Genomic DNA, 26,103 nt, shown 5'->3' on the forward strand with positions numbered 1-26,103 from the left:
CTCTTCCCCCTATTCCTCGTAGCTTTCTAAACGAGCATCAAAATCTTCTTCCGATTCATTGAAACGCATGACGTGAATGTCTTCCGGCTCAAAAAACAACCCAACTTTAGCTCCCTCGGTTGCCTTTCTAGTCGAATGGACCATCCATTCATTATGGTCTTCGTCATGGCAAATGATTTCATAATGAACACCGCGAAAAAGCTGCGTATCGACGGTAACAACTAATTTTCCTTTGTCTGCACTTGTAATTGTCAAATCCTCTGGGCGCAGAACGATTTCTACGGGCTCATTTTTACGCATCCCGCCATCGACACATTCAAAGCGTTTACCGACGAATTCAACCAAATTATCTTCGATCATCGTACCATTGACGATATTACTTTCCCCTACAAAATCTGCAACAAAATGATTGATCGGCTCATCATAAATATCCACTGGTGTCCCGCTTTGCACGATATGACCTTTATTCATCACGAAAATCACATCACTCATCGCTAGAGCTTCTTCTTGATCATGGGTGACAAAAATAAATGTGATCCCCAACCGCTGCTGCAGGTCCCGAAGCTCATACTGCATATCCGTCCGCAGCTTCAAATCTAGCGCAGATAATGGCTCATCCAACAATAAGACTTTTGGCTCATTGACGATCGCTCGGGCAATCGCCACACGTTGCCTTTGTCCACCAGACATTTCGCTGATTTCTCTTGTTTCATATCCTGGCAATTGAACCATTCGCAAAGCATCTTTGACTTTTTTCTCTATTTCTGTTTTTGATAGCTTTTTGATTTTCAACCCAAAAGCGACATTATCAAACACATTCATATGAGGAAATAGCGCGTAATCTTGAAATACAGTATTTACCTGACGCTTATTAGCAGGAATATCATTGATCCTCTGACCATCAAAATAGATATCTCCTTCTGTCGCATCTGCAAATCCAGCTAAAATACGTAAGATTGTTGTCTTCCCGCAACCAGAAGGCCCAAGGAGCGTATAAAATTTCCCCTGTTCAATCTCAAAGCTGACATTTTTTAGTACTTTTTCATCATCATATTCTTTCACTACATTTTCAAATGAAATGATCTTTTTTTTCACGCGCCAATGCCCCCTTGTTTATAAATAAGATTCTGTTGCTACGATCAATACACGGCTTTTCCCCTTGGCATGATTGATCAATTGATGCGGCTCTGTTGCTTGATAGTACATTGCTTCACCTTTTTTTGCCGAGTATCTCGTTTCACCTAACGTCAATGAGACTGCACCATCGATCACGTAAATAAAGGTCTCAGATAATGAAGGCTCGAACGTTTTATATTCCCCATTTTTATCAAAGGTCAATAGCACAGGCTCCATCTCTTTTTCGTTCGATTCTGGAATCAGCCATTTTAGTTCATAGCCGTTTTCTTCATCATAATAGAGCGTACTATCTTCATCTTTATACACGATCTTTTGTTCCAAGGTTTGCTCACTAAAAAATTGTTCTGGAGTGATGCCCAATACTTCTAAAATATTAAAAAAGGTTTCCATTGAAGGTGAGCTTAAATCCCTTTCCAACTGCGAAATATAGCCTTTCGTCAAGTCCGTCCGCTCACCAAGTTCTTCTTGGGTCAAATTTTTTTGTACGCGCAAATTACGTAGCTTTTCACCGATTTCCATCTACTCACCTCACTTGGATATTCTAAAAAGTTTTCTAATACTAAACTAGGAGTTTAATTTTACCTTCTTTAGTATACGAATTTTTCAAAAAATAGCAACTACATTTGCTAAAAAAATTCTATTTTTTTATAGCTACTAGGATCATTTAATTAAACGCAATAATAAAAAATTGTATCAAACTAATATGATATAATATACAGAAACCTCTTAAGAGAACGTAGCCCAACGCATTTAGTCACAAATTTTTAAGGAGGATAATTTAATGACAATACTAATTAGGAAAATGTCTGAAAGTGATTGGTCTGAAGTTAGAGCTATTTATCAGGAAGGCATCGAAACGGGTACTGCAACTTTTACAACGGTTGATTCAATTCCAGACTACTCCACATGGGACGGCAATCATTTGATAATTGGAAGATTGGTAGCCACTATTGAACATCAAGTGGTTGGTTGGAGTGCTTTTTCTCCAATTTCTTCTCGAAGCGTATATAGCGGAGTTGCTGAAATCAGCATTTATACTTCATCACGCTATAGAAGACAAGGAATTGGCGATCAATTAATGACAGCTGCAATTCAGGAAAGTGAAAACAATGGATTATGGACAATTCAAGCAGGGATTTTTTCTGAAAATACGGCAAGCATACTTCTCCACGAGAAACATGGTTTTAGAATTGTAGGTAAAAGAGAAAAAATTGGAAAATTGGGACCTAAATGGAAAGATACATTACTTTTAGAACGCAGAAGTACATTCGTTGGAATTGATTAATAAGAAACTATTCAATTATCAAATAAACTAAATGAGAATAGATTGATCCAAAATTTTCTTTCTTCCGCATTTATGCTTTTTCTGATGAGACGATTTTTTGAGCTAAAGAACGCGAATAGGTTGTAATCTTTGCAATATCCCTTCTAAGCTCTCTTATAACAGTTGCAAGTTTTCGCCCAATTCCACGAATGTTAAAACCAAAACCATGATAAAAAAGAGCATTTCTTGCTTGCCTATAGTAAGGTGTATATATAAAATCATAAATAAATACCGCCTAGTCGGTATAATTTGTCAACATTATTATAATAGGCTTTTTCACCTTCAATTTATAGTTTCCCACTTAAATTATGTATTTACTTATTTTAAATAAAAAAAGAACAGGACAAAAGTAATCTTTACTCTCGTCCTGTTCTTTAGATAGTCTATTGTTTCTAAATCATTGTCTGCCTTATTCTTCTATTTACTCACAAGAAATCCATCTAGCTCACTACGATAAGGAATCGCTGGTTGTGCGCCGTATCGTTGGACAGTAAGTGAAGCAGCTTTTGCACCGTAACGAATGGCAGCTTCTAAATTACTGAAATCTTTTTCCAAAATAGCTGCCATCGCGCCAATAAACGTATCCCCAGCTGCCGTTGTGTCAACTGCTTTTACTGGATATGCCGGGATGATTCTCCGCTCTCCTGCCCGATCATAAAAAGCACCAGCACTACCGAGTGTGATCACGACCGTTTCTATTCCTAATCCATGTAAAGAAGAGGCTGCATGGATCATACTTTGTTCAGAGGTGATTTTTATTCCAGTCAGAATTTCTACTTCGGATTCATTTGGTACGATCATATCCGTATTTTCTAGTAGCTGCGTAGGAATCTGTTCGATCGCCGGCGCTGGATTCAAGATAGTTTTCGTCCCAGCTGCTCTGGCTAATTCAAATGCTCGAATCGTGCTGTCGATCGTACTCTCAAATTGGGCAATGATAAAATCACTTTCTTCGATCTTATTTCTATTTTCTTCCACCTGTTCACAAGTGATTTGATTATTTGCGCCTGAATGGATAATGATACTGTTTTCCCCAAAGCTATCTAACAATACATATGCACTGCCCGTCGTTTGATCATCAAGGGTTTTGATCCCTGAGACATCGATCGTTTCTTTCTTTAATAAATCCAGCATTCGCTTGCCTGTATCGTCAGCACCAACAGCTCCGATAAAGCTTGTATTTGCTCCGCTTCGTTTAGCAGCGATCGCCTGATTTGCCCCTTTTCCTCCGCCTGATGTAAATAATTCATCTGCATGGATCGTTTCTCCATGTTTGGGCAAATAGTTCATTTTTAATGTTGTGTCTGCGTTGATACTTCCAATGACTGTGACTTTATTCATTGCCTGACCTCCTCTACTACGTTTCACTCGAATGATGACTACTTAGAAAAATAAGACATCGTATCTATTACTAGGGCTTTGAATTTTGGTAAATCGATATCAAATCCAACAAGCACATTTTTTTCTTTTTTGAAAAGATCATCATAATCAACAACTGTGCTTCCTAGCGCAAGTGTTTCGCTTGTTTCGACCTCCACATGCATCGGTAAAACTTTGAATAAGCTTGGATCGATGACATACGCCATCGCACATGGATCATGCATATGAATCCCTTCGATATGACCTTCCTCAGCCAAAAATGGAACTGTTGTTGTCAAATTGAAAAAGTCTAATAAATCAGCCATCGTACGAGCGACTGGATTACCGATCGCTCTGATTTCTTGAATATCTTCTTCGAAAAGCTGTGCTTTCAATGTCACATCTAAGCCAAACATCGCTGTTGGCACGCCAGATTTCACGACAATATCGGCTGCTTCAGGATCGACATAAATATTGAACTCTGCATGCGGAGTGATATTACCGCCAAAACAAGCGCCGCCCATAAAGGAGATCAGCTCGATCTTCTCTTTTAGCTCTGGATGTGATAATAAAAAGATCGCGATATTTGTCAGTGGACCAGTAGCGATGATCGTCACCTTTTCATCACTTTCTCTTAATAGCTTCGCTAGTAAGTCATTTCCGCTGATCTTTTCTGCCACTGCTGTTGGTTCAGGTAGCTCTGCTCCATCCAGCCCACTTTCTCCATGAACATCATCTGCAATGATCAATTCTCTTCGAAGAGGTTTCAATGCACCCATTGCTACGGGAATGTCTTCTCTGTTTGCTAAAGCTAAAAGTTTTCGTGTATTATCAAAGGTTTTTTCCGGCAATTGATTGCCGGCTGAGGTCGTGATTCCGATCAGTTCAACCTTGTCAGAAGCTAAAGCCATCAATAAAGCCAACGCGTCATCATGTCCAGGATCGCAATCTAAAATTATTTTTTGTTTTGCCATTTTTCTTCCTCCTATCATCTTTTTTTATAACTATTATTATTCTGCTCTTGAACGACTGTAGATCGTTTTTTTCGTTACCAAGAAGATCACTAAAGCGGCCAAAATGATCACACCACCGACTAAAAAGACATTGGCATAAGTTGACGCAGCACCGCTGTCTACACCGACGATACTTCCGCCAGACATCGCACCTGAAGACATCATTCCGCCGAATACAGCCACACCAACAGAACCTGTGATCGCTTGGACTAGGTCATTGACACCAAGAACACGACCTGATTCTTCCGGTGATACAGTAAGCGTTGCTGTATCAACGATCGGTGAGTAAAAGAATGACGTTCCAAAATAATAGATACATGGCGCCACAGCTAATGCCCAAACTTTGCCCATAGGAATGGCGAAAGCAATTGCGACCAATCCTAATCCCATAAAGCTCAAGGCCATAATGATGCCTGCTGAACGTCCGATCCGTTTAATAACTGGACCGCAAACAAATCCAAGAACTGCCGCTAATAAAATCGACCAAACCAATAAAGTAGAAACTTCTGCAGAATCGATACCATAAATATTCAAGCCGATCGCATTTACACCTGCATTTAATGTATAGCTGAAGAAATAACCTACAAAAATAACGGTCATCGTTGCAATGAATGCTGGGTTCTTAAAGAACTCAGGAGTAATAAACGGATTTTTAGCTTTATTGATATAGACGATAAAAGCAATCAGTGTAACCACACAGGCTACTGCCCAAAATACATTCATATCTGTAAAGAACATCGTGACTGCTCCAGCAAATGCACCGATCAAGGCAAATCCAGCCCAGTCGATCGTGGCACCTTCTGCATGATCGTCCGGTAAGTTTTTCGCTAACGATGGAATAAATAAGAAAGAAATCAAAGGAACAGCGAATAACCAACGCCAATCGATCTTCGTTACATAACCTGCTGCTACCACACCTAGTGCTGCTGAAAATCTAAAAACAGCAACGAAAATACCATAGTAGATCACACGATTTTCTTTTGCGATATATTTTGATACCAAGACTAAGAAAACAGAACCTGCTACCTGTCCGCCTGCTGATTGAAGCACACGGGCAATTACGACCGCCCAAATATTGATCGGTCCCAGTATAAATCCGATCGCAGAACCAACAATCAATAATACGACACCCAACATCGTCATCTTTTTAAGTGAAACAAAATCTCCCAAAGAACCATAAATGACACAAACGATGCCCAAAACGATGCCCGGTATCGATGTGATCAACGGCGCTAAATTGGGTGTTCCCAACTGTTCGCCAATATTAACAAAAATCATACCAAATGCCTGTTGCTCAAGAATACCAAAAATAAAAATAATTAAAATCAGCGGAATCGCACGTTTTGCCATCCGATTCATTTTTTCAAATTCAGGAGTTCCTTCTCTAGGAACGGGAACGCCAATTACTTTTTCTGTCTCAGTGTTAGCTGACATTTTTTCCACACCTTTCAATCTTGACTTTATTCAACAACCAACCATTTTTACGGAGCGTTTATCTCATCCGTCTCTTTCACGCTTTCTTTTTACTAGTTCCCCAACAGTATCAAACATTTTACTCACCCCTTTCTCTTTCAAAAACCATCATGAACGCTTCTGTCGTAAATACTGGTTCTGAAAACCCAACTCCTTGTCCCACACGCGTGATCGGAGGTGGTGTAACAAAACTTTCTTTTAATCGTTCAGGCTGTGAAAATACATCATCCACTGATCCGTCTAAAAGTACCGTTCCTTCTTTCATCACGATGATTCGTTCAAAATTATCTGCCACAAACTTCATATCATGCGTTATCGTGATACATAGCACTCCACGATGTTTCAGTTCCTGAATGATTTTTTTCAATCGTCGATTTCCATAGACATCTTGTCCGCAGGTCGGCTCATCGAAGATCAGAACCTTCGGATTCATCATCATAATAGAAGCAATCGTACAAAACTTTTTTTCAGTTGCATTTAAGTCAAATGGATGAATATCTAATTTATCCTTTAAGCCAGTCACATCTGCTACCCATTCTAGGCGTTGGTCGATGTCTTTTTGGGACATACCAATCTGTTGCGGACCAAACAACAATTCCTTTTTAACTGTTTCTAAAAATAATTGATCATCAGGATTTTGAAACACATAGCCAACCGTTTTCGACCATTGCGCTGTGCTCTTTGTCTGGATCGCTTCTCCATCGATCCAGACATCGCCTGAGGTCGGTGATAAGATGCCATTCAAATGCTTCACGATCGTTGTTTTACCTGCACCGTTTTGTCCGATGATCGCGACAGGTTTTGTGCCTTCGATCGTTAAATCGATTCCTTTTAATACTTCCTCACTTGAAGGATAGCTAAAATGAAGGTTTTTCAACTGGATCTTCATGCTTCAGCGCCTCCTTTACTAAACGAATCGTTTCTTCTTCCGTCCATGTGATCTCTGCTTTGGTATAGCCCTTTTGTTGAAGTATTCTTGAAATTTTCACATAATCAGGCACTTCGATTCCAAGATCTGTTTGTTCCAGAAATTCAAAAACATCCTTGGGATTTCCAATCATCTGGATCTCACCTTCTGAAAGAACCATGATCTGATCCGCATTTTTTGCTACCCGTTCCATGTCATGATCCACCATGATCACAGTGATCCCATTTTGATTCAAGCGCTTCACGATGGCAAAAATCTCGTCACTTCCCATGGGATCCAGCTGTGTTGTACATTCATCTAAGACTAAGATTTTTGGTTCTAAAATGAACGTCGAGCCAAAAGCGACCCGCTGTACCTGACCTCCCGATAGCTCCAGCGGATTTTTTGAAAGAATATGGTCGATATGCATCAGCTTGGATACAGTCTCCACTTTTTTGAGCATCTCTGTTCTCGGTACACCACGATTGCCCAAGCCATACGCTAACTCTTCTGCAACAGTACCCGCTGTATAGGATAATTGATTGAATGGATTTTGAAAGACTAACCCAATTCGTGTAGACAACTCAGCGATCGTCGCAGCTTCTGTTTTAAGCCCATCGATGATGATTTCTCCTGCTTTTTTTCCTACAAAATAGTGAGGAATCAAGCCGACTAGTGCATTACATAACGTTGACTTCCCTGAGCCATTTCCGCCAACGATACAAAAGAAGCTGCCCGCTTCTACCTGAAACGTCAAATTTTTCAGGGCTCTTGTTTTCGTTTGATTATATCTATACGAAAAATTATTGACTGTTACAACAGGTTCAGACATTCATTTCCCCTCCCATCTTGTTTATTTCATCCAGATAACTGCTAGAATCACAAAAATTAAAAAGAGTACCAGCAAGATGTTGATGATCTTATCTATTTTTGTCGTTTTTACTTGGACATAGCTTGTTTGCTTGACTCCTTTAATACCAAATCCTCTTGTTTCCAGCGTCATTCCTCTTTCTTGTGCATCCGTCAGCGAAGACATGATCACAGGACCTAAAAGCGGCAAGTAAGCCTTGATCCTTGCGACTAAACGTCCTTTGATCTCGACGCCTCTCGCTTCTTGCGCTTCTTGGATCACATTCATTCGCCGCTGCATTTGCGGTACGACATTCAATGTTGCTAAAACCAAATAGCCTGCTTTGGGCGGTAAGCCACTATTCGTCAATGCTGCAACTAATTTTCCTGTCTCAGTCGTTTGATTCATCAAATAAAAGGATCCTAGAAATACTAATAATGTCGTCACTATTTTTAGCGCATACAGCACACCTTCTAAGCCTAGCTCAGCAAAGCCAAAATCAGCAATGACTGTTTTATTATTTACGCCGTAAAAACCCTGAATAAAAAGCAACATCAAACTGATCGGCAGCCCGAAGCCCAGCATCAAACGAGTAAACGGTTTCAGTAATTTCCCTAAATAAGCAATGAAAAATAAACAAATAATAAGTCCAAACCCTAACCATAATTTGGGAAATAACAGCGTACCTAATCCAAAACAAAAGACAGCAAGGATCTTCGTCAACGGATTTATCTTTTCGATCACTGTATCTTTTTCTACAAAGACATTTGACAGCTTCATATTCTCCCTCCTAAACTATTTTCGTTCCGTCCCATTTCACTACCAATCTTCTTCTAATTCATCTTCATTTATTCCAAGTGCATACTGACTTAAGAAACGTTTTGGAATCTTTTGTACTAGAAGATAGGCGATCAAAAAAACGATCCCTTTATCGACCAAATTTTCGATCATCGATGTCGATAAAACCGATAGAATGATTTTCTTAGTCGTTGCAATCAATGCAGCTGTAAAAAGTGAACTGCCGTTAACACCTGTTGCACCGCCGTATACAAAAATCGTGATCAACGAAGCAGATACCGTATTTGTGAAGGCGCATACAAGCCAAGTCAAAATTGCTCCCCAAATATTTCGAAACAACCCCGCTTTGACCATAAAGCCTGTGACAAGACCACATAAAACACTCACGACAGAATAAGGAAAATAAACTGGATTAGCCACTAAAGTTAAAAACACATTTGTCAAAAAACCACATAAAGCAGCAACCCAAGGTCCAGAGAGACAAGCAATGATGATCGTTCCGATCATATCTAAAAACAAAGGCAGCTTTAACGCTGAACATAACGTTCCGCCAATCAGGTTGATGCCTACAGCTATGGGAATGAGAACTAACGATTTCGTCGTGAACTGCGCCTTGATTCTATTTAGAAAACTTCTCTGCTTCATGACATGACCTCCGTTTCGTTCAGAATTTGTTTTCCGAATAAGGAAAACTTTTTCGGAAAACGTTTTCTCTAAGTAGAAATTAACATCGTTTGCTTCTTTTGTCAACGCTTTTTTGGATTTTGATCAAAAAGATTTTTCTCCTCATTCACAGAATACTTACGGTTGACTTCCATGAATTATTTATCTATGATGTAAGCATAATTAGACGCTTCATTTTGATAGAAAGAATTAGCATTTTTTTCTTATTTACTATAGATGAACCACCTTTTGATCACTAAACGAAATGAGGGAAATAATCATTATGAATATAAAAGACATCGCCAAATTAGCTGGTGTTTCTGTTTCTACCGTATCAAAAATCGTCAACCAAAAAGACCAAAGTATCAGCCATGAAACAAGAGAACGCGTGCTGAAAATCGTCAAAGAATATAATTATGCACCTTATGCTTCTTCTGCAGGTACCCCAGCAAAGTCATGGCTATTAGGCGTTTTACTCCGGTCTTCCACCTCATTGGATGCGACGTTAGACGGTATCATCCAGACCGCTCAAAAAAATGGCTACAGCCCGTTGATCTTTAATAATTACAATGACAAGGAACAAGAATTAAAAAACATCACCTCTCTCTGCAAGCAAAACGTCGACGGTGTCATCTGGGAGCCGATCGATGAAGAAAGTTTAAGCCACCTCACCCATTTTGAAGAACTGGCTATTCCAGTCCTAAGTACTGGAGAAAATGGTGGTGAAACATCGATTTTGTTTCCTTACGAAAAAGCAGCCTATCATATCACACAAGAGTTGATCGATCAAAAACATCAAAAAATCGCCTGTTTACTGACACCCGGCAGACGTACCGAAGCCTTCTTAGCTGGCTATAAAAAATGTTTGTTCGATAATCATATGAAACTTGACCCAGAGTTGATCTTCTTCGATTTCAATGAGAACTTAAACCATAAATTAAATAACAGACAGATCACAGGTGTGATTTCTTCTCACTATCATAAGGCATTAGAATTTTACCAACTACTCCATGCACTAAGTTACAAAATTCCGGAGGATCTTTCGCTGATCTCACTAAAAAGCGAACGGACGGAGCCGCTATCATTAAGTGAGTTATCTGAAATCTCTACATATACGATTCGAAATGCTGATTTTGGCGGCTATCTTTGTCGTCAATTGATCAATACCATAGAAAAAAAATCATTGGAAACACCGACTTATTTTCAAGATTTTTCGTTGGATAATCGTACAACCGTCAGCTTGCCCTTCAATTTGAATATTCCTAAAATCGTAGTGATCGGAAGTATCAATATCGATACTTATTTGACCGTGCCAAATCTGCCGGACAGTGGGAAAACAGTCTCGATCACAGGTTCTTCGATCTATCCTGGAGGAAAAGGGGTAAACCAATCGATCGGTGCTGCTAAATTAGGGCATCGGGTTGCGCTGATCGGCAAAATCGGATCGGACCTTGATTCTGATTATGTATATAATACATTGAACCAATTTGGTGTTGAGACATTAGGAATCAAGAGAAGTAATCATACTAATACAGGAAAAGCGTATATCTTTGTAGAAACGAGCGGCCACTCCACTATCTCGATCCTCCCTGGTGCCAACGGCATTTTTACACCAGAAGATATCGAAGATAAAAAAGAGTTGTTCGAAAACACAGGCTATTGCCTGATCCAAACAGAAATTCCACTGGACACCGTCGCTAAAGCGTGTTCAGTAGCACACCAATATGGCGCAAAAACAATTTTAAAACCTTCAGCTTATGGCAGTATTCCTAAAGAGGTTCTTTCTGCGATCGATATCTTGATTCCGAATGAAGATGAGCTGAACGAACTATGTCCTGAATACACTACTTTAGAAGAAAAGTCCGATCATCTCCTAACATGCGGTGTCGATACGATCATTGTCACGTTAGGCGAAAAAGGCTGTTATGTTAAAACAGCCGAATGGGATGACTATGTTCCCGCTGTTGATTTTCCAGCAATCGATAGCACAGGAGCAAGTGATGCGTTTATCAGTGCCCTTTCTTCCTACTTGCTTTATGGATATACATTGAAGGATGCTGTTCGTATTGCTACGTATGCTGCCGGCTTTTGTATTTCTCGTGACGGTGTGGTTTCTTCATTGATCGACAAGCACGAATTGGAAGCACACATTAAACAAAAAGAAACACATTTAATCAAAGAATAGCAAAAAAGAAAAGGCTGGGTACTAAATCCCAACCTTTTCTTTTATTCTGCAGCGACTTCATTGTCCTCTGGGATCACTGCCTTTTTTCTGTTTAGTTTTAACGGAATAAAATAATTCACTGCTAATGCGATTCCCATCCCGATAAAGCTATCTACCACACGATCAAACGCATAGCCGTAAGACTGATCAGAAGGAATCATAAACACGATCGTCAAAAGCGTCGCGCAAGCTCCGACCGTTCCTTCATGACAGCTGATCGAAGCAAGCAGTGCGATCATCACCATAATGATCGTTGGAATAAAGATCAGCTGAACGATCTCGGTTCGTCCAAATACACTGAACACCGCAATCACAACAACTGACATGATCGCTCCCATTACATTACCAGTAATTCGATGCTTGCCGTATTTTAACGTATTCTCCATGTCTTCTCTCAGACTGAATACAGTGGTGATCGCCGCAACGACATACGTTTCACGTTTCAATAAAATACTGACAAGGATACAAAGAAACACACTGATCCCCGTTTTAAATGTACGCATACCAATTTTAAACTTCACTCATTCAATTCCCTTTCCGCTTATTTTTTTCATCCATGTATTTATTTTCACTTTCCAAGTCAATAAAACACTCACCTTCTATTCTAGCTTATTTTCTAGCATTTATGAAGGTTGATTTGAGAAGAATTTCCTAAAGATAAAAGGAGAATATGTTATGATAGTAACAATAAAACGATTTTGTATTTAAAGGAGCCTACACATGAAAACATTTTCTGGATTTGTCGTAAATGACATCGATCAAACATTCCAAACAGAGGTAGCTGATACTACGATCGATGCGTTATCTGCTGGTGACGTTACGATACAAGTAGCTTATTCATCGGTCAACTATAAAGATTCTTTAGCAGCAAAACAAAACGGCGGGGTGATCCGTCATTATCCTATGATTCCCGGTATCGATCTAAGTGGCACTGTCTTAACTTCAACTGATGCTCGCTTCAAAGAAGGACAAGAAGTTTTAGTCACAGGCTATGGTCTAGGCGTGACACATACTGGCGGGTTCGCTCAAATTGCTCGTGTTCCGGCAGATTGGGTCGTTCCTTTACCTACTGGTTTAAGTCTAAAGGATGCTATGATTTTCGGCACTGCTGGTTTTACTGCTGCCTTATCTGTTCAAGCACTAGAAAATCATGGTTTGAGCCAAAACAAAGAAGCGACAATTTTAGTGACAGGCGCAACAGGTGGTGTCGGCAGCTTGTCGATTGCGATGCTGAAGCAATTAGGCTATAAAAACATCATTGCATTAAGTCGAAAAAAAGAAGCGGAAGCATCATTAAAGAATATCGGCGCCTCTCAAGTACTGCTTGTTGAGGATTTCCTGCCTGAAAAAATCAAGCCTTTATCAAAACAAACCATTGATTTTGTGATCGACACCGTTGGCGGAGATATCATAGCTGCACTATTATCGCAATTGCGTTATGGCGGAAGCATTGCCATCTGCGGCAATGCAGCAGGTATCAAACTAAATACGACAGTCTTACCGTTTATCTTACGAGGTATCAATTTGTTAGGCATCGATTCAGTCAATGTGCCAATGGAGCCGCGCGCAGCGATCTGGCAACGTTTGGCGACAGATTTGAATGTAAGCCAACACGAACTGACACAAGAAATCACGTTAGAGCAATTGCCAAATACTTTGGAGCAATTACAAAAAGGCACACACATTGGCCGCACCATCATAAAAATGAACTAAAGGGGCATCACAATAATGAATATATTGATTACTGCAGGTGGAACTTCTGAAAAAATAGACAACGTCCGTTCCATTACCAATCATTCGACTGGACGCTTAGGTAAAATCATCGCTGAAACATTTTTAGCACAAGGTCATCACGTAACCTATGTCACCACAGCTCAAGCTGTCCGACCTGCTGAACAGGAAAAATTAACGATCGTTCCCATTGAAACGACGAAAGACTTACAAGAAGCGTTGCTTGAACAATTTGACCAGACCGCTTTTGACAGTGTGATCCATAGCATGGCTGTGAGCGATTTTACGACTGAAACAACCCTATCAGAAGAAGAATTTATCGAGCAGCTTTCTGCAAAATTAGTTGAGTTGGAACAACCAACGAAGCAACAACTAAAAGAATTTTTGCATCAAGGTTTAGCTGCAATTGGCGAAACGGTTCAGGATCAGAAAAAGATTCCTTCAAAAACAGATCGTCTCTTGCTTTTTTTAAAGAAAAACCCTAAAATAATTGCAATGCTTCGCGAAAAACAACCGCAGGCAATAGTAGTTGGTTTTAAACTTTTAGTTGGCGTTTCAGAAGAAGAGCTGATCCAAGTCGGTCAAACGATTCTTGAAAAAAATCACTGCGATTTTATTTTAGCCAATGATTTAGAAACGATCCAAGGCGATCAGCACAAAGGCATTTTAATTGATGCGGCTGGGCAAACACAAACTGCTCAAACCAAAGCCGAGATCGCACAACTGATCGTCGAGAATGTCGAAAATAAATGGAGGAATAAAAAATGAAAACCATTCTGTTAGGTGTGTCAGGCAGTATTTCTGCCTATAAATCAGCGGATATCACTAGTCAATTAACGAAATTAGGCTATAATGTGGAAGTCATCATGACAACAAACAGCACCAAATTCATCACGCCTTTGACATTGCAATCTCTTTCTAAAAACCCTGTGCACACAAATGTCATGGAAGAAATTGCGCCAGATAAAATCAATCATATCGAACTAGCAAAAAAAGCCGATCTATTCCTTGTAGCGCCAGCTTCTGCGAATATCATTGCTAAGCTTGCTAACGGGATCGCAGATGATATGCTTTCAACCGTTGCTTTAGCCTTGAAAGAAGAAGTGCCAAAGATGATCGCACCAGCAATGAATACCTATATGTATCAAAATCCGATCACACAACGGAATCTAAAAACACTAAAAGAAGTTGGCTACCAAGAAATCGAGCCTCGTGAAGCATTATTGGCTTGCGGTGATTTTGGTCGCGGCGCTTTAGCGACTGTTGAAGAAGTCGTGGCAAAAGCCAGTGAACTTTTAGCGAAATAATGGTGAGGAGTTCTTTATGAAAAATACAAAAACATTTACATTGACTGCGATGTTCTTAGCAATTTTGATCTTATTATCAGCAGTTCCCTTTCTGGGATTCATTCCGATCGGTCCGATCAATGCAACAACGATGCATATTCCTGTCATTATCGCTTCGATTATTTTAGGTCCAAGAATCGGTGCTTTTTTAGGCGGTGTCTTCGGTGTGATCAGTATGATCCGCAGTACAGTAGTCTTATCTCCACTGTCGTTTGTTTTCTCGCCGTTTATTCCGGTGATTGGAACAAACCAAGGCAGCTGGAAAGCGATCGTGATTGCAATGGTGCCGAGGATTTTGATCGGTGTCGTCCCTTACTTCGTCTTTATGGGGCTAAAAAAAGTAACTAAAAATAAACCAACATCACAATCGATCAGTTTATTTATCGCAGGATTCCTAGGGTCTGCGACAAATACGATCTTAGTCATGAACTTGATTTATTTTCTCTTTAAAGATGCATATGCGGAGACGATCGGCGCAAGCGGTGCTGCTGTGTACACTGCGATTCTGACGGTGATTTTTACAAGCGGGATTGTGGAAGCAATTGTAGCGGCGATTGCTACGGTGGCCGTAACTTCGGTTTTATTGCGGTTAGTGAAGACCAATGCTACACAGAAACTATAAAATGAAAAAAAGGAATAGACCGACCTTTTTAGGTTGATTTATTCCTTTTTCTATATGAAAAATTACAGTTTTTTCATTTCCTCATCGCGAGCAACTGTCGCATCGATTCCTTTTACCACTGTCGCAATAAATGCTTCTTCCTCCAAAGCCAGTAATCCCGCAACTGTAGTCCCTCCTGGAGAACATACACGATCGATCAAAGTCCAAGGATTTTCATCTGAATCTATGATCATTTGTGCACTACCTAGAACAGCTTGAGCCGCATATTCCAATGCTTTTTCTTTCGTCAAACCATGTTTGACTCCTGCTCGAGCAATACTGTCAATAAATAAATATGCATAGGCAGGTGAACTTCCTGCCACAGCCGTATAGGCTGAAAAGTCTTTTTCTTCAACTTCCCACGCTTTTCCTACAGCATTGAACAAGTCAACAACGTATTGAATCTGTTCTTTTGAAGTATTTTGATTTCCAGCTACTGCCGCAGCTCCTAAACCGATCATTGCGTTAACGTTTGGCATTACTCGAATAATTGGTAATGTACTTGTACCAACCAATCCTTCCAGTTTATCCAATGTTGTACCTGCAGCAATCGAAATCAATAGTGGTTTTTTCTTTAATACGACTGATTTTGTTTCTTCTACAACTTTTTGAATAATATTTGGTTTAACTGAAAGTACGATAGCATCTACTTGCTCAATCACTTCTCCAGCAGAAGAGCAAACATTTCCATCAACTTGAGCCGCTAACTCTTTGACTTTATCCGTCAAAACATCAAACAGATAAACGTCTTTTCCCTTAACAAAGTTTTTAGCAGTGATGCCTTGTACGATTGCTCCTGCCATATTTCCTGTTCCAATGAATCCAATTTTCATAAAAGTGACTTCCTTTCAAAAAGTACTAAACTGATTCGCTTTCTTTTTTGGTAAATTTTGTTAATGCCTGAAATGATTTTGGCGGCCGATTGATCAAAATGATCGATAAACAAACTAAAATCAACCCAAATGCTAAAGGCATCGTGAAACGTTCACCTAAAATAACTGCTAGTAAGCTGCCAGAAATCGGCATGATAAATTTATAAACAGTGATCTCTCCTAGATTAGCATACTGCGCACACCAGTACCATAGGCTAAATGGAATCGCTGATGCAGCTGCTAAAATAATCAATAACACCACACCTAATGGCGTCCAGTTGATATAACTTAAGGTGCCGCCCATAAATAAACCAATGATAAATAAAAAAACAGAACCAATAATCAAATTCCAGCCCGTCATTACAAATGAATTCAGCGTAGAACCGATTTTTTTCGCTAACATCGTAGCCAGTGCCGCGATCAATCCATAAATCAACATGAACCCTTCCCCTGTTAAAGCAAATTCAAACATATCGTTGATTGTTGTTCCACCAGTAAGCTGAGAAATGATCAATCCAGCAAAACCAATCACCAAGGCAACTACTTTCGGCACAGTCAATTTGTCATTTTTATACGCAAAATGAGCTAAAATCGCTGCAAAAAAAATTGTGGATTGCGCAAGAATCGTTGAGTTGATCGTTGAAGAAATATTCACATTCCCGATATTAAAAAAGAAATATGCAGCCGTTGTAGACAAGAGCCCCATGATCACAACTTCTTTCCATTGAGTTTTTGTCACCTTAAAAATATTTTGTTTAATAAACATCGCAAAAATCAATGTCATGATCCCTGCAATAAAAAAGCGAATACTGATCGTTGCCAAAACCTGTCCAATATAATTATCTCCTAAAGCATCTCTGGAAATTCCCATCTCATCATTCATGATTTTGATTAGTTTAAATGGTGTTCCCCAAATGACATTCGTTACAATAGCTGCAATGGCAATCATCATTTTTGTTGGTACTCTTTTTTGAGTCGTTGTGTCCATTTTTTGTTTCCCCTTTCATACAAAGTGTCTTATTCCATTTTGCTATATATATCGAACAATTATATTGCTCGTATTTTCACAATCAAGAAAGTTGTTAAATAGCTATTTACATATGAATTCCAATTCATTATACTTTCATTTGAGAATAATTGAATTAGTCTGTCCAAACATATTAAGTAGGCTATTTTAAGATGGAGGAATTATGTATACTTTTTCTAAAGAACAATTCGACTGCTTTTTTGACTTTTTAAAAATCCTGGATTGTTATAATAAAACCCAAGATGGAATGATTGAAGAACTTAATAATTTTGAAACCAATCCCAAACGACAAATCGCCTCTTTCGTCTGTCAAAGCACAAAAAAACGGCTGACCTACCGTGCACCTTATATTCGAATTTTATACGTTCTTAGCGGATCTGTAAAAATTCTGATCGATGATAAGGAATTGTTATATAAAGCTGGTTGCTTAGTTCTAGCAAATGAATGGACAGTGGTTGAATACGAGGAGATGGAAGCTGAAACAACGATGCTTAGTTTCTATTTTAAAAAAGAGTATTTTAATGATTCTTTGCTCGCTCAATTTGCGGAAGAACCCATCATATATCGCTTTTTTGTGGAGAGCATCAAGGAAACGGAAGAAAATAGCCATTATTTCATCTTTCAGTTTTCTCCAAATGAAGATATCCATGTTTATGCTCTGCTATTGTTGAAACAAATCGTAAAAATGCGCTATTTTAATAATAAAGTGACAAAATCTGCCTTCGTTTTGTTTGTTGTCGAAATCAGCCAACTTTCAGATAAAGGCTTATGTGTAAAAGATTCAAACCTATCCTCTGGCGTTTTAGTTGAAGAAATCCTAGCGCATATAGAGACTCACCTTACAACGGTAACTTTATCCGAAACAGCAGAGAAATTTCACTTTCATCCTAACTACCTTTCCGCATTTATCAAAAAACAGACAGATAAAAATTTTTCAGACTGGGTGATTCATTATCGTTTGCGTTATGCTGAAACCTATTTACGTCAAACAGATCTTCCCATTCAAACAATTATTGAAGAGATCGGCTATCAGGATAAAGCATTCTTTTTCAAATTATTTAAAGATCATTACCAAACAACTCCTGGAAAATATCGAAAGCTAGTGAAAAACAACGCACAATAAAAAAGTTCCAGCGATTCAAGATTATATTGAACTGCTGGAACTTTTTCTTTTTCTTTTTGAGTACACAAGAAAGTATTGACGCAGTCTTCTAAGGTGCCACAAAACTGCATATACTCATTCGCCATTTGTTTGGCTGCTGCGCTTTGTGCGGTGATTTCTCCTAGGTAAAAATTAAAGGACATTAGTCATTCACCTCGCCATCATCCTCTGAAACGAATAGTTTTTGCCGTTTATCGTACAGATTTCTGTTTTCTATCAGATAAAATAATAACGGAATGATTTAAAAAGGTTTATCCTAGTTATCTAAGAATAAACCCTTTTAAAAATATAAATTTATATTTCTTTTTAAAATAAAGCAATTAAGTCTATTGACTTAGGTTATCTATTCAAATAGATAACTGAAATATGTTACCTGATCCACTTCATAATCTTCAAGAGGAATATTTGGAAGCTTCAATTTCAATTCAGACGGATCTATTCTAAATAAGTCATGTTGTTCCAACTTATTTTGTATTCTGACCATTTCTTTTTCAAGTAAACTATTTCTAAATTTTTTTATATGCGCTAATTCCAATTTTTCTTTTCCTTTAGAATACATTGCTCTTTCTAAGTAAAAAAATGGACTTATTGCTGAAATCTTCAAGCTTATAAATTCAATATATCCTCTATCCATTATCTCATTTGTCGCTTTTTCTGAAAAAAATGGATTCTTTAATTCTAAATCTTCTAAAATATAATAAGAAAAGCATCTTGAATAATTAAAATCTGTCATCCTTTCTACAGTTAAATTCTGTAACTCACTAAATAAGACTGCATCCCAAATATCAGGTTTAATATATTTTCTCAGCGTATAACCATAGTCACCAACATTTAGACTTCGCTTTACAAAGTTTATTGCTTCTTTATTTTCCATAAAAATGCTCCTACAACCTCGTTCAAACTCTTCACAGATTCTATATATCTATTCTTCACATAATTTTCGCAACAAGGCTATTTTCTAGAACAATTTATTTTATGTTTTAGCTATTGCTTAGTCACTATCATAATCCCAAGGCTCTTCAATTGCCTCCATCGTTTTCACTTCTTTTAGACTGATATCATTTGCTTCTTCATAAGTAAGATTAAGCACTACTTGATGCTTTTTCTCAAACTCTGCAACACTTAGCCATGTAGATTCTCCATCTTCACTTATTGATCCATCTAAATCCTTAGCTAACTCTACTGCCATGATATACAAGGCTCGTTTATCTATAGTGAGTATATTTTGATGTTTAGACATAATAAAGAGAAGATTTTCTTCTTTTAAAAACTCTAAATCAATATCTTCAAATTGAAGCGGACTTTCTATTTTTTTCCATTTGGAATCATTTAACCATTTGTCTATTGACAAACTGAGAAATAAATTGTCTTGTAATGACTCATTATTTCCTATATGAGATATTTCAAGTTCATGGCCATTTTTTTCTTTGAACCACATTTTTTCTGCTAGTTCTCGGTAGTCTAAATTGATTTTTCTATTGTTGATGTTTATATAAATACGCAATATGTTCTCCTAAATACCCAAATGAACAAGAATTTGATTTGTATTTTCCGCTTCATTACACAAGTTGATAATTTTTTCCAATTGAATAATTACTTTTTCTTTTGCAAAATCTTCCTTAACAAAAATCATTTCTTCAATATCATATTCAGTTTTTAATTGAAAGTTTTCAGGTGCTAAATCAAACATATTTTTCCAATTTATAAGGATATTATTGAGCTTTTTTATTCCTGATTCTTCGAAGAATGTTACACCATAGTAATTGATTCCCCTATTATCATTGGACATATAATTCCAATGACTTTCAACCCAATTAAGAGTATCTGTTATATACTGAATAAATGAATCATCAATTGATACTGCATGTTCACTTGTAATATCGTTAAATTTGATATTCTTATCTTTTTCAATTACTTTGAATTTATGCGATAGCACCATTTAATTGTTTCCTTCTTTTTATTTTTACTATATAAAATATCGTATTTTATTCACTCTTGCTATTTCATTTTCATAGAATCAAAGTGATGTATAATTTTGATAAACTAGATTCAATAAACAATACTATTCAAAATATGCTTCCCATCATCAAGTATCCGAATAGCTGTTTCCCTAGCTATTTCAATACAATCAATTTTCGAATACATAATAATGAAGTCTTCAAAAGACTGAAAAGATTCGTTTTCTTTTGGCTCATCATAGTCCCAAAGGTAATACGGACTGACCTCCAAACAAATTTTTTCATCGCTATTGTATAACCAACTAGCATAGCCTTCTCTAGCAGGAGTTGACCATAGAGAAAACTTAGCTGTTAAATTCTCTATATCAAAATTTCCTTCTGCTACTTCATGAGAATAAATTACCCATTCATATCCTGCACCTTTTTGAAATTTTTTTTTGGAAATGTTTATTTCATTCTTTAAAACTTTTTCAAATTGGCTTACTAGTCTTCTAAAAGTTTCAATTGCAAAGTCTTTAAATAATAAATATTCATTGTTATTATCAATATATTTGACCATCACCTCATTATAAGCATAGACTTTTTCCTCAGTTTTAGTAAAAATGAGTTCTAATTTTTTTTCTTCACTAAAAGTGTAGATTAAGATTTCTTTCATTTCAAAATTTTTCCTTTCTCTTAAATCTTAAAATGAATAGGAGATGGCTTTAAACTCTGCTATGATACAAAACTTTATTACTTATTCTTACTTTTCGTCCATTTAGCTGACTTATATTCTTCTGGAATTGCTTCATAATCAGAAATGGGATCTTCAAATCCTAGCTTTTCTAGCTCATCAAACCATTGATTCTTTTTAGATTCTGGTAATTTTTCTCCAGTCCAAGGACAATGTGTTATCGTGATATACGATCGTCCTCCATCATGAATAATTATTCCATATTCATCAAATCGCTCGTCATGATAGATTACCTTTTCCTTACTAATATTCCTACTAATTGAATTTGTTATATATTTTTTTATTCGTTCGTAACAAAGTTCTCTGCTCATAATAATATCCTTTTTCTAATTAGATAAACTGTGAAATCATAGTTTTTTTCTTATTCAATATTATCCCACGGTTCTTCAACTGCTTCCATGCGAGGAGCTTCTTTTAAACTAATTTCATTAGCTTCTTCATAAGTAAGATTAAGCACTACTTGATGCTTTTTTTTAAACTCGTCCACCGTTAGCCATGTGTTCATATTGTCTTCACTAATTTTCCCATCCAATTCTTTAGCAATCTCCACTATCATAATATACATAGCACGCTTATCTATTGTCATTATTTCAGTATGCGTAGAAACAATTTCAATAATATTCCTGTCACTTAAAAGCTTTAATTCAATGTATTCAAAATATATTTTGGTTTCGACCTTACTCCATCTTTTATCATTAAGCCACTTATCAAGAGATACAGCTAATTCAAAATTATTCTGCAAGCTTTCATCATTTCCAGCATGAGAGATTTCAAGTTCTTTACCATTTTTTTCTTTGAACCACATCTTTTCTGCTAATTCTCTGTAGCCAAAAGACGTTTTTTTTCCATTTGTTTCAACATAAATTCGCATTTTCTCACCTCTATTTTGCTTTCAGCCAAATCCAAGCTCTATAAATATAATCCACTAAATCTTCTAATTTACCTTTCCCAATTCCTTTTCTTACATGAGGTGGAATTTGATTATAAATACTTGACCGATCCGTAATTCTGTCAACATCTACTCTATGATCTAAAGGTGAACGTTTTCCACCACCAGTTTGTATTTGAATTTTATTCCCATCTGGTTCTGCATCTACACGTATTTTTGACTTCTTGCCGTTTACCCTACCTTCAATAGGCTTCCCAAACGTCTTACTAGTAATCTTCCCATTATTTGAAAACTGGACTAAATCCTTCAACGTCAGTGAATCTGCGGCAACTGGAACTGCTACACCACCGGATATTGCAATTGTACCAACACTATTATCGCTAAAACGAACAAGTAATCTGTTTCCTGCCATACCAATGATTTCGCTGATAACTCGCTTAATACCGCCACCAAAAGAAACTGCTGTACCAACAAAGGAAACGAATTTCCCAAATTTATCGTCTTCGATTCGTTGTTTTGCTAACCTGATCAGCTCGTCTTTTAGTAGGTCATTATAGGCTACCGTCGCATCTTCATCAAAAACACCGTTACGATAAATTTCGTAGGTGGTACCGCCAAATTTATTCTTGCTCTCTCGCACTTCTAAGTTGTTTCCTTTGGACTTTTCTTGATTCTTCCATTGGTTCATGATCGGTTTCATCCAAGCCATATTCATCCGACCTAAATCAAACGTTCCCGAACCCGAATTCCATGCTGCCCCTTTTTCAACTTCTGCTAATCCTGCATCTAAGTTTGCCAGCTGTGCTTCAAAATCTGCAAATAGACCTGGTGAACTGGCATTGAATTCATACAAACGCTGTAGTTTTTCTTCGTTCTTTTGAATCGAGCTTTGAACGCCCATATAGCGCTGTTCTAAGCGTTGGTTGGGTTCTTTTTCTTTATCCATCGTTCGTGCCATACTTTGTAGTAAGGCTTGTCCTTGGGCGATCTCTGCTTTTAATTGGTCCTCGATCACGTCGCAGGTGTCGACTTGTGATTGAAATTCTTCCGGGAATTTGCTGTGAGCTTCGATCAGTGCCTCACATGCTAGTATAAACCCACTTGCTAAAGTTGGGTAGACTGTAGAGAAATAAAGTTTCGCTGAGTCGTAGGTTTTTCCCGATAATGGTGCATTCATGAAGGCATTGACGCTGTCTTTTAAGGTGCCGCAAAACTGCATATACTCATTCGCCATTTGTTTGGCTGCAGCGCTTTGTGCGGTGACTTCTCCTAGATAAAAATTAAGGGACATCAGTCACTCACCTCGCTGTCATTCTCTGAAGCGAATAGTTTTTGCCGTTCATCGTATAAATCTTCTTCAAGTCTTCGTAATTGAACTTCTTCATCGACTAAACGCTCTGCAATATCTTCTAAACGCTGACGCTCATATTGATGTAACCGATTAGCTTCTTCGTCTAATTCCATAAAATGACCAATATCACGCGAACCTTGATTATTTCCGATCAGATCTTGGAAGTACCGTTGTTCTTGGTGGTGGATGGAAAAATAGTCGGCTTCCAGATCTTCTAATTCTCTGATTTCCTGTCGCTTATCTTCTTGATCAATGCTCACTTGTCGTAGTTGTTGATTGATCTTTAATTCCTTATCTTCTACATTCATCGATTGTTTCCTCCTAGATTCGGTGAAAACAACGGTAAATCAAATCCTTGTTTTATTTTTTGATCGATCTGGCTAAATTCCTTCGCTACTGAATGGATATTATTGCCATCTCGTGTGATTGCGTTGGACAAACGTTGTCCTCTGCTGTGAATACTTGTTAAACTGCTTTTTGCATTTGTATTTCCGCTAACGGTGGTCCGTTCTGCTTTGGTTGTCGCTTCATTGACTGATAAGAACCCGCTGGCCGTTTGACTAAGCTGTGCTGAAATACCACCAGCAACAGTTAGACTGCTATTGATTCCGCTCATTTGATTAACCCCTTTTGCCTTATTTTTAACTTTCACATTTCGTATTCTTCCCCATTATCCATTTTGACATATTTTTATACCTAATAGTTATCAAATATTTCTATAAAACACAAAAAAATTGCAAAACTTTCGATTTGCAATGAAGAATACTCTCTTAATGATAAAAATAGTTATGATCTTATGTAGATTCATCCCGCAGTTAGTGAGGTTCTAGGTTCAAATAATACGCTAAAAGAAATTAGTTGTCATATTCATTTTTTGTTATTTATAGCAAATTTAGGGGCCATTTTTCAATAGTTATCTAATTATAACAAAACGTTATTTTTATTGCAGTGGCGCGTTTCTTTCTGTATAATAAAGGGCATAGGATAGAAATTCAGCGTGCTGTAGCAACCAGAACTTTTGTTACGGTAACTTGGAAAGATAAATAAAAAAATTGGCACTTCAATCGTTTGGCGGCAACCGTACGATCGAAGTCTTGTTCAGACTTACTAGACCTAGTCCAAACAAGTTGCCAATAGTGCTAGCAGATACTAGCTTCTTTTATTGTACCCAAATTCTGAGGAGATTTCCACAAGAATCTTTTCTTTGTGTATGATTTAGTTGTCGTGTGTATCTTGTTAGTCTATTGTCGACGGTATTGGGCGTTTGCTCAATGCCGTTTTTTCTATCCTTGGAATTTAATGAAAAGGAGGAGTAAATAATTCTGTGTCAAAACAATTGAATAAAACAAAAAAAGGCACTCCATTCTTTGGCGGCAACCAAAAAATGAAGCCTTGTATAAACATTAGACCCTATCTATACAAGTTGCCAATTTGCTAACGCCAAAGCGCTAGTTTCTTTATTGTACCTAATTTTTCGTTTAAATTCTAGATGGTTCTTGAATTTTTTGAAGGTTGGGGCCTTCCAAGAGAATCTGCGGGTTTGGTTTGGCTGATTGTGAACGGTATTGTATGTCGAATGGTAAAAAGTCGTTGCGGGTTTAGGACTGGCTTTTTCTGCTGGAGGACTGCGATATCTTTTTTGTTTTATGTTGATCCGAGGTGGTAGGAATACAGCAAGGCTTGAATAGTCGTTCTTATCGTCGCTTTAAGGATCTTGCCCTAGTCAATGCATAAATGTACGAAGGAATGAACAACGGCAGGAGCGAGTCTTGAGGGCTTATCCTGCTTATTTTGGAGGAGATGTGTGAATGGAAAAGCAAGCGTTGTGTGTGAAAGCGATCTCGTATCAGGAAATCGTAGAATTGAAGGATTTGATGGAACGATTGGCTTCTTGGGAGGAGCCGTTGTCGGTTTTGATGGCATTTTTTGCCTTTCATAGTGGACCGATCAATAAGAAGCAGATTATTAAGGAGTATTATGCGCGCGGACAGGTTTTTCAGGCGTTTTATGAGGATTATCGAGGATTAGTTGAAGTTGGGGATGCATTGGTGCAGGAGATGGTGAGAGCGAAGAAAGTTGGGAAATAGGAAACAGAAAATGGAATGGAATGCGTATGTTATAAAAGAGGATGGAGATTGTCCATCCTCTGATAATGACTAAGCGTTTTATTTTTGCTAGACTACATTCTTTTTAACATAGCTTCTACTTCGTCATCGGTATATGATTTTTTATCGTTCTTTATTTTTTCTCTGTGATCAATCCCTTGAGGTACGAATCTGAATACAGAGAAAGCTGCTTCATGATTATGGAGATTTAAGATCCGATGTAAACTCTGATTCATACGGATTAATTCCCCTTTTTGACAGTCCTTATATGTTTTTTTGTTATCAACAATTGTTTCAACTCTAATTTCTCCGTCATTAACAAGCAGTATTTCTTCAATGTCACTATGCGTATGCCAACCTTGAATTGTACCGGCTGGAATCGTGTTTAAATGGACTTCGAATTCAGGGAAAATATAGTAATTTACCTTTGTGCCATCTTCTTTTTCAGCAAAAATTGATTCTGACTTGCTCATTGTTTCTATGAGATTGTTTAACATGGTAGATTGTAATCCTTTCAGAG

At 37.8% G+C, this 26,103-nt stretch carries 30 protein-coding genes; 8 read left to right on the forward strand and 22 right to left on the reverse strand.

The window, feature by feature from the left end; genetic code table 11:
• Positions 1-9 precede the first annotated feature (9 nt).
• Positions 10-1,095, reverse strand: coding sequence for an ABC transporter ATP-binding protein (locus tag H3T55_RS00745; RefSeq protein ID WP_225533116.1), 1,086 nt, complete (start codon positions 1,093-1,095; stop codon positions 10-12).
• An 18-nt stretch (positions 1,096-1,113) separates the two neighbouring features.
• Positions 1,114-1,656 (reverse strand): helix-turn-helix domain-containing protein, encoded by a 543-nt coding sequence (locus H3T55_RS00750; RefSeq protein ID WP_225533115.1) that lies wholly within the window; start codon positions 1,654-1,656, stop codon positions 1,114-1,116.
• Between the two features lie 262 nt (positions 1,657-1,918).
• Here H3T55_RS00750 and H3T55_RS00755 point away from each other — a divergent pair, with 262 nt between their 5' ends.
• Complete coding sequence (locus tag H3T55_RS00755; RefSeq protein ID WP_087639691.1) at positions 1,919-2,422, forward strand: GNAT family N-acetyltransferase; 504 nt, start codon at positions 1,919-1,921, stop codon at positions 2,420-2,422.
• 456 nt (positions 2,423-2,878) lie between these two features.
• Here H3T55_RS00755 and rbsK read toward each other — a convergent pair whose 3' ends face one another.
• The 7 genes from rbsK to H3T55_RS00790 form a co-directional block, all read right to left on the reverse strand.
• Positions 2,879-3,802 carry a ribokinase gene (gene rbsK / locus H3T55_RS00760; protein ID WP_225533114.1) on the reverse strand — a complete coding sequence of 308 codons (924 nt, stop codon included), beginning with the start codon at positions 3,800-3,802 and terminating at the stop codon, positions 2,879-2,881.
• 38 nt (positions 3,803-3,840) lie between these two features.
• Complete coding sequence (locus H3T55_RS00765) at positions 3,841-4,794, reverse strand: nucleoside hydrolase (RefSeq protein WP_225533113.1); 954 nt, start codon at positions 4,792-4,794, stop codon at positions 3,841-3,843.
• A gap of 36 nt (positions 4,795-4,830) precedes the next feature.
• Positions 4,831-6,267, reverse strand: a complete 1,437-nt coding sequence (locus tag H3T55_RS00770; RefSeq protein WP_225533112.1) for an MFS transporter — start codon at positions 6,265-6,267, stop codon at positions 4,831-4,833.
• A 118-nt stretch (positions 6,268-6,385) separates the two neighbouring features.
• Positions 6,386-7,195, reverse strand: a complete 810-nt coding sequence (locus H3T55_RS00775) for an energy-coupling factor ABC transporter ATP-binding protein (RefSeq protein WP_225533111.1) — start codon at positions 7,193-7,195, stop codon at positions 6,386-6,388.
• Complete coding sequence (locus H3T55_RS00780) at positions 7,164-8,045, reverse strand: energy-coupling factor ABC transporter ATP-binding protein (RefSeq protein WP_225533110.1); 882 nt, start codon at positions 8,043-8,045, stop codon at positions 7,164-7,166. The genes H3T55_RS00775 and H3T55_RS00780 overlap by 32 nt, the downstream gene beginning before the upstream one ends.
• A gap of 21 nt (positions 8,046-8,066) precedes the next feature.
• The gene (locus H3T55_RS00785) at positions 8,067-8,843 is read right to left on the reverse strand and encodes an energy-coupling factor transporter transmembrane component T (protein WP_225533109.1); all 777 of its coding nucleotides are present in this window, start codon (positions 8,841-8,843) and stop codon (positions 8,067-8,069) included.
• A 39-nt stretch (positions 8,844-8,882) separates the two neighbouring features.
• Positions 8,883-9,506 carry an ECF transporter S component gene (locus H3T55_RS00790; RefSeq protein WP_225533108.1) on the reverse strand — a complete coding sequence of 208 codons (624 nt, stop codon included), beginning with the start codon at positions 9,504-9,506 and terminating at the stop codon, positions 8,883-8,885.
• Positions 9,507-9,807: 301 nt separating this feature from the next.
• On the opposite strand from H3T55_RS00790, the gene H3T55_RS00795 reads away from it, so the two are divergent.
• Positions 9,808-11,709, forward strand: a complete 1,902-nt coding sequence (locus H3T55_RS00795; RefSeq protein WP_225533107.1) for a PfkB family carbohydrate kinase — start codon at positions 9,808-9,810, stop codon at positions 11,707-11,709.
• A gap of 41 nt (positions 11,710-11,750) precedes the next feature.
• On the opposite strand, the gene H3T55_RS00800 is transcribed toward H3T55_RS00795, so the two are convergent.
• Positions 11,751-12,269: an FUSC family protein gene (locus H3T55_RS00800; protein ID WP_225533106.1), complete on the reverse strand. Its 519-nt coding sequence runs from the start codon at positions 12,267-12,269 to the stop codon at positions 11,751-11,753.
• 199 nt (positions 12,270-12,468) lie between these two features.
• Here H3T55_RS00800 and H3T55_RS00805 point away from each other — a divergent pair, with 199 nt between their 5' ends.
• The 4 genes from H3T55_RS00805 to H3T55_RS00820 are packed head-to-tail and all read left to right on the forward strand — an operon-like array spanning position 12,469 to position 15,447.
• Positions 12,469-13,461, forward strand: a complete 993-nt coding sequence (locus H3T55_RS00805; protein ID WP_225533105.1) for an oxidoreductase — start codon at positions 12,469-12,471, stop codon at positions 13,459-13,461.
• 15 nt (positions 13,462-13,476) lie between these two features.
• Entirely contained in the window at positions 13,477-14,247 is a 771-nt protein-coding gene (gene coaB / locus H3T55_RS00810; RefSeq protein ID WP_225533104.1) for a phosphopantothenate--cysteine ligase, read from the forward strand.
• The gene (gene coaC, locus H3T55_RS00815; protein ID WP_087639680.1) at positions 14,244-14,786 is read left to right on the forward strand and encodes a phosphopantothenoylcysteine decarboxylase; all 543 of its coding nucleotides are present in this window, start codon (positions 14,244-14,246) and stop codon (positions 14,784-14,786) included. The genes coaB and coaC overlap by 4 nt, the downstream gene beginning before the upstream one ends.
• A 16-nt stretch (positions 14,787-14,802) precedes the next feature.
• Positions 14,803-15,447 carry an ECF transporter S component gene (locus tag H3T55_RS00820; protein ID WP_087639679.1) on the forward strand — a complete coding sequence of 215 codons (645 nt, stop codon included), beginning with the start codon at positions 14,803-14,805 and terminating at the stop codon, positions 15,445-15,447.
• Between the two features lie 62 nt (positions 15,448-15,509).
• Here H3T55_RS00820 and proC read toward each other — a convergent pair whose 3' ends face one another.
• Together proC and H3T55_RS00830 are read right to left on the reverse strand one after the other, a co-directional pair.
• On the reverse strand, positions 15,510-16,319 hold the full coding sequence (gene proC, locus H3T55_RS00825) for a pyrroline-5-carboxylate reductase (RefSeq protein WP_087639678.1): 810 nt from the start codon (positions 16,317-16,319) through the stop codon (positions 15,510-15,512).
• Positions 16,320-16,344: 25 nt separating this feature from the next.
• Complete coding sequence (locus tag H3T55_RS00830) at positions 16,345-17,346, reverse strand: DMT family transporter (protein WP_225533103.1); 1,002 nt, start codon at positions 17,344-17,346, stop codon at positions 16,345-16,347.
• 202 nt (positions 17,347-17,548) lie between these two features.
• On the opposite strand from H3T55_RS00830, the gene H3T55_RS00835 reads away from it, so the two are divergent.
• Positions 17,549-18,508: a helix-turn-helix domain-containing protein gene (locus H3T55_RS00835; protein WP_225533102.1), complete on the forward strand. Its 960-nt coding sequence runs from the start codon at positions 17,549-17,551 to the stop codon at positions 18,506-18,508.
• Positions 18,509-18,890: 382 nt separating this feature from the next.
• Here the strand turns inward: H3T55_RS00835 and H3T55_RS00840 are convergent, their stop codons facing one another.
• The 9 genes from H3T55_RS00840 to H3T55_RS00880 form a co-directional block, all read right to left on the reverse strand.
• The gene (locus H3T55_RS00840) at positions 18,891-19,421 is read right to left on the reverse strand and encodes a hypothetical protein (protein WP_225533101.1); all 531 of its coding nucleotides are present in this window, start codon (positions 19,419-19,421) and stop codon (positions 18,891-18,893) included.
• 117 nt (positions 19,422-19,538) lie between these two features.
• Positions 19,539-20,051 carry a hypothetical protein gene (locus H3T55_RS00845; protein ID WP_225533100.1) on the reverse strand — a complete coding sequence of 171 codons (513 nt, stop codon included), beginning with the start codon at positions 20,049-20,051 and terminating at the stop codon, positions 19,539-19,541.
• A 9-nt stretch (positions 20,052-20,060) separates the two neighbouring features.
• Positions 20,061-20,486, reverse strand: a complete 426-nt coding sequence (locus H3T55_RS00850; protein ID WP_225533099.1) for a hypothetical protein — start codon at positions 20,484-20,486, stop codon at positions 20,061-20,063.
• Between the two features lie 110 nt (positions 20,487-20,596).
• Positions 20,597-21,160, reverse strand: a complete 564-nt coding sequence (locus H3T55_RS00855; protein ID WP_225533098.1) for a hypothetical protein — start codon at positions 21,158-21,160, stop codon at positions 20,597-20,599.
• 77 nt (positions 21,161-21,237) lie between these two features.
• A complete protein-coding gene (locus H3T55_RS00860) occupies positions 21,238-21,549 on the reverse strand; it encodes a DUF6980 family protein (RefSeq protein WP_225533097.1) in 312 nt (103 codons plus the stop codon).
• 50 nt (positions 21,550-21,599) lie between these two features.
• Complete coding sequence (locus H3T55_RS00865; RefSeq protein WP_225533096.1) at positions 21,600-22,109, reverse strand: hypothetical protein; 510 nt, start codon at positions 22,107-22,109, stop codon at positions 21,600-21,602.
• Between the two features lie 10 nt (positions 22,110-22,119).
• Positions 22,120-23,418, reverse strand: coding sequence for a T7SS effector LXG polymorphic toxin (locus H3T55_RS00870; RefSeq protein ID WP_225533092.1), 1,299 nt, complete (start codon positions 23,416-23,418; stop codon positions 22,120-22,122).
• Positions 23,418-23,786 carry a DUF3958 family protein gene (locus H3T55_RS00875; RefSeq protein WP_087639667.1) on the reverse strand — a complete coding sequence of 123 codons (369 nt, stop codon included), beginning with the start codon at positions 23,784-23,786 and terminating at the stop codon, positions 23,418-23,420. Before H3T55_RS00875 ends, H3T55_RS00870 begins: the two co-directional genes overlap by 1 nt.
• Positions 23,783-24,094 carry a TIGR04197 family type VII secretion effector gene (locus H3T55_RS00880; protein WP_225533091.1) on the reverse strand — a complete coding sequence of 104 codons (312 nt, stop codon included), beginning with the start codon at positions 24,092-24,094 and terminating at the stop codon, positions 23,783-23,785. The genes H3T55_RS00875 and H3T55_RS00880 overlap by 4 nt, the downstream gene beginning before the upstream one ends.
• A 1,192-nt stretch (positions 24,095-25,286) precedes the next feature.
• Here H3T55_RS00880 and H3T55_RS00885 point away from each other — a divergent pair.
• Positions 25,287-25,565, forward strand: a complete 279-nt coding sequence (locus H3T55_RS00885) for a hypothetical protein (protein WP_225533090.1) — start codon at positions 25,287-25,289, stop codon at positions 25,563-25,565.
• A 92-nt stretch (positions 25,566-25,657) separates the two neighbouring features.
• Here H3T55_RS00885 and H3T55_RS00890 read toward each other — a convergent pair whose 3' ends face one another.
• Positions 25,658-26,056, reverse strand: coding sequence for a cupin domain-containing protein (locus H3T55_RS00890; protein ID WP_225550068.1), 399 nt, complete (start codon positions 26,054-26,056; stop codon positions 25,658-25,660).
• Positions 26,057-26,103: the final 47 nt, after the last annotated feature.

Origin of the sequence: Enterococcus sp. S22(2020) (assembly GCF_020295385.1) — a bacterium.
Taxonomy (GTDB): domain Bacteria; phylum Bacillota; class Bacilli; order Lactobacillales; family Enterococcaceae; genus Enterococcus_L; species Enterococcus_L dunnyi.